The 3,881-nt window shown below is 61.0% G+C and carries 4 protein-coding genes; 1 reads left to right on the top strand and 3 read right to left on the bottom strand.

The window, feature by feature from the left end; translation table 11 throughout:
• Positions 1-227: NIPSNAP family protein (locus VGL70_25100; protein HEY3306811.1), on the bottom strand; the 227-nt coding region annotated here is incomplete at its 3' end.
• Between the two features lie 16 nt (positions 228-243).
• Positions 244-1,851: an adenylate/guanylate cyclase domain-containing protein gene (locus VGL70_25095; GenBank protein ID HEY3306810.1), complete on the bottom strand. Its 1,608-nt coding sequence runs from the start codon at positions 1,849-1,851 to the stop codon at positions 244-246.
• Positions 1,852-1,944: 93 nt separating this feature from the next.
• Here VGL70_25095 and VGL70_25090 point away from each other — a divergent pair, with 93 nt between their 5' ends.
• Positions 1,945-2,751 (top strand): aldo/keto reductase, encoded by an 807-nt coding sequence (locus tag VGL70_25090; protein HEY3306809.1) that lies wholly within the window; start codon positions 1,945-1,947, stop codon positions 2,749-2,751.
• 116 nt (positions 2,752-2,867) lie between these two features.
• Here the strand turns inward: VGL70_25090 and VGL70_25085 are convergent, their stop codons facing one another.
• On the bottom strand, positions 2,868-3,686 hold the full coding sequence (locus VGL70_25085; GenBank protein HEY3306808.1) for a polysaccharide deacetylase family protein: 819 nt from the start codon (positions 3,684-3,686) through the stop codon (positions 2,868-2,870).
• Positions 3,687-3,881: the final 195 nt, after the last annotated feature.

The following is a 3,881-nucleotide window of genomic DNA, read 5'->3' as shown; positions in this document are numbered from 1 at the left end:
GGCGGCCACTTGCCGGTCTTCCGCGCCTCCTGGCCGATGCGCTCGCGCGCCTCAAAGCTCTCGTAAGGCCAGACGTGGACCACTTGATTGAGCGTTCCCACCTCGGAGTGCCAAATGCCTCCGAGCTTGGAAAATTGCTGGCGCGCGGTGAGACCCTCTTCGAAGCGCTGCATGAAATTCGGAACCGTTCCCGGTCTCAACAAATAGGTTCGCATCTCGATGATCATATGCCCTCCCTGGTTTTTACGCTGTGCTTTCCACCTTTACATAAACGCCCGGCGGGACCAAACGGTATACGTGCACGACCTGCGAGACATTCTTCAACTGGTGCTCGCCCGCGTCTTGCAGCACGTATTGTTCCTTGATCCGCTCCGCGGTTTCGGGTCCGACCATGACCTCGCCGCCTTTGGTCAGGCCGGCGACGCGCGCCGCCAGATTCGTCGTCGGGCCCGACGCGGTGAAGGTCCAGCGCCCGCCGCCAGCCGCGTCCAGTTTCGTCGCGCCCACCAGCGCCGGGCCGCTGTTGATGCCGACGTGAATCGCCACGGCCGGATAGATGCCGACGAACTCGCGGTTGAGAGTCGCCACTTTCGCCAGCAACTGAAAGGCCGCGGTGGCCGCGTTCATCGCGTGTCGCGCGGGCCCGGCCTCGCTCTGGAAGATCACCATCAAGCCGTCGCCGGCGGTCTCGTTGACGTCGCCGTGATGCGCGCGGATGATCTCTAGGAAGCTGGAGAAATAGTCCTGAATCATGCGGTTCAACCGCTGCGCCGGCAGTTGCTCGGAGAGGCGCGTGTAGCCCTCGACGTCGAGAAACAGGACCGATACGTCCGCCTCGCGCTTCTCCAGCTCGTGAGCGTTGGGATTCTTTTCCAGCAGCTTGGTCACCGCTTCGGGAACGAACTTGACGAGCTCGCCCTTGACCTGTTCGAGCAGCTCCACCTTCTGCATCGACTCTTTAAGGCTGTCGAGCGCGGTGGCGAGCTCCGCGTTTCGCGCCTGGAGATTTTCGTGCGCGCTCTGGAGCCGGCCGGCCATGTCGTTGACCGCGCGGCCCAGCGCGCCGATCTCATCCCGACTCCCGGCGGCGACGCGGGCGTCGAAGTCGCCGCCGCCGATCCGGTGCGCGGCCGCGGCCACCAGCGCGATCGGCTTCAGCACCAGGCGGCCCAAAAAAAGCGTCAGGGCGACGGCCACTCCGAGGATCGTCACCAGCGCGACCATGAGCTGGCGGTCCCGGGCCGCCCGCAGGTCGGCATCGAGCCGCTCCAGACCCAGGCTCACCCTGACGACGCCGCGTACCTTGTGGTCCTCGCCGTGGCAGTCCTGGCACTCCTTTCGGTTTTCCAGAGGACGGAAGAACGTCAGCATGCGTCCAGTGCTGGTCGTCTCGTAGGTCTCCTGCGGCGCCAGCGTTTCGACCGTGCGCTTAAACAACGGATCGTTGATCGTCTTGCCCGGCTCGCGGTGCATCTTGGTGAGCCGTTCGACCAGCGCCGGGCCGAGCATGCCCCACGCGTCGATCTCCTCGACTGTTTTAAGGTCGCTGAAGGCTTCGACGCCGTTGCGCCGATAGACGTCGAGAACGCGCACATCCTTCAATTCTTTCTTAAGCTCCTGCACCAGACGGAGGATGATGTCGGGATGTCCTTCGAGCATTCCGTTTTCGATGCTCGTTGTGATGGAGGCCGTCAGCAGTTGGGCTGTCTCCCGGTTCCCGGCCACCAGCGCATCCACCGCGCGCCGGATGTTGAGGATGACCAGGATCCCGAAGCCCAGGATGAGGATCGCTAGAGTGAGCGCGATGACCTTCAGGCGAAGATGCTGCTGAAACATTTGAGTGAGCGGCATGACGAATGATGCGTTCCTTTGCTTCTGTTTCCCATAGATTCAGGAATAATTGCAACAGGAGTGTCGTTAAGTTATTTTCAAATCGAGGGCAACGTGGAGTACAAAAAACTGGGAGCGACGGGAGTCCAGGCGCCGGAGATCGGATTCGGCACCTGGCAGTACGGCGGCGGTGGCGAGCCGCTCCGAAAGGCCGTCGAGCTGGGTGCCTTCCTGATCGACACGGCGGAGATGTACGGCACGGAAGCGGCGGTCGGCGCGGCGATCAAAGGCATGCGGGGAAAAGTTTTTATCGCGACCAAAGTCTCGGGAAACCATTTGCGCTATGACCAAGTTCTCAGCGCCGCGGACAAGAGCCTCAGGCGGCTGGGCGTCGACGCGATCGATCTTTACCAGATCCACTGGCCCGATCCCGCCGTGCCGATCGCGGAAACGATGGGCGCGATGGAGAAGCTCGTGGACGCGGGCAAGATTCGATTCATCGGCGTGAGCAATTTCTATCTAAAAAATCTTCAAGAGGCGGAGGCCTCGATGACCCGCCACAAGATCGTCTCCAATCAAGTGAAGTACAGTCTCCTACAGCGCGGCGTCGAAGAAGACACGCTGGCGTATTGCCAACAGCGGCGGATCACCGTGATCGCCTACAGCCCGCTGGCGCGCGGCGATCTCTGCGCCAAGCCGCCTCTACGCCACCGGCACGCGCTCGGCGCGCTCGAGAAAATCGCCGCCGAGTCCGGCAAGACCATGGCGCAGGTCGCGCTCAACTGGTGCATTGCCAAACCGGGCGTCATCGCGATTCCGAAGACCGACAAAGTGGAGCGTGTGGTCGAGGCGTGCGGGGCTTCAGGCTGGAAGCTGTCGCAGACTCAGCTTGCGGCGTTGGAGAGAGCGTTCCCAGTTTGAGGGTGGTGTCTTGAAAGGTGTTCCCGTCACCCTTCGACAAGTCTCAGGGTGACCGGTAAAGATCGGGAGATTGCGAACCGTTCGGGCTGAGCTTGTCGAAGCGCGAACGGTGTTTTTCACCGGCCTGCAAGCACGTAGCGCGCGATCTCATCGTGCCTGGCGAACCAAACTCCGGGAAAGCCTTTCATATAGCGTAGAATTTCCGCGAGCATCGCGGACATCATCGGCCGGCCGCCGAAGTGCGCGTGGACGGTGAGATTGAGCATGCCCATCGGTTCCGTCCGGTAAACAAAATCGAACGTGTCTTTGTACACCTGATAAAAATCTCTCGGGCTGCCGCGCAGCACGCGGTTGTCGGTAAAGTCGCTGTGCGGAATCGCAACCAGAGTTCCCTTGGCAGTTTCCAGCGCATACGGCAGGTCGGTATCGTTGTAATCGCCGTGCCATAAAAATTCTTCTGCGGCGAGAAATTCGGCCGTGTGCTCCGTCGGCGCCGCCACCGGGCTGAACCAGCCGCACGGTTTCGCTTGGGTGACGCCTTCGATGATACCCGCGCAGCGGCGAATCACCTCGCGCTCTTCGTCGGCGCTGACATAGGGTAGAAGCAGATCCTGCGTGTAAGAGTGGCCGGCCAGCTCATGGCCCTTCTTATGCAGCTCGCGAGCGGCCTGCGGAAATTTTTCCGCGGCTTTGCCGCTGATGCAGACCGTGGCGCGCACTTCGAATTCGTCGAGGACTTTCAGGATTCGCCAGATGCCGGTCTTGCCGCCGTATTCGGCCCAGGAGATGCCGAGGCGATCGACGGTCCCGGGCTTCAACGAGGTCGTCATCGGCGAGTAGGGCGGGGCTTTGCCTTCCGACCAGCTCTCGAACATGACCGTCGGAAGAACGACGAGTCGAGCGTCGTTGGGCCAGGATTTATGATCGGACGTCATTTACAAAGTTTTGAAAACATTTTGGTCGCCCTTCGACAGGCAGCTCAGGGTGACCGGGTGAATGCTCGAAGTTATTGAACAACCGTTCGTGCTGAGCTTGTCGAAGCACGAAATAGATTGTCAAAAGTTTCACCGTGCGTCGAAGCCGCTGTGCCACAATTCCGCGACTCGATTCAGCTCGTCTGGAGACAGACG

The organism is Candidatus Binatia bacterium (genome assembly GCA_036504975.1).
In the GTDB taxonomy this organism is placed as follows: Bacteria; Desulfobacterota; Binatia; order UBA9968; family UBA9968; genus JAJPJQ01.
Note: the sequence above shows the minus strand (reverse complement) of the source record. Positions and strands in the feature narration are given on the sequence as shown.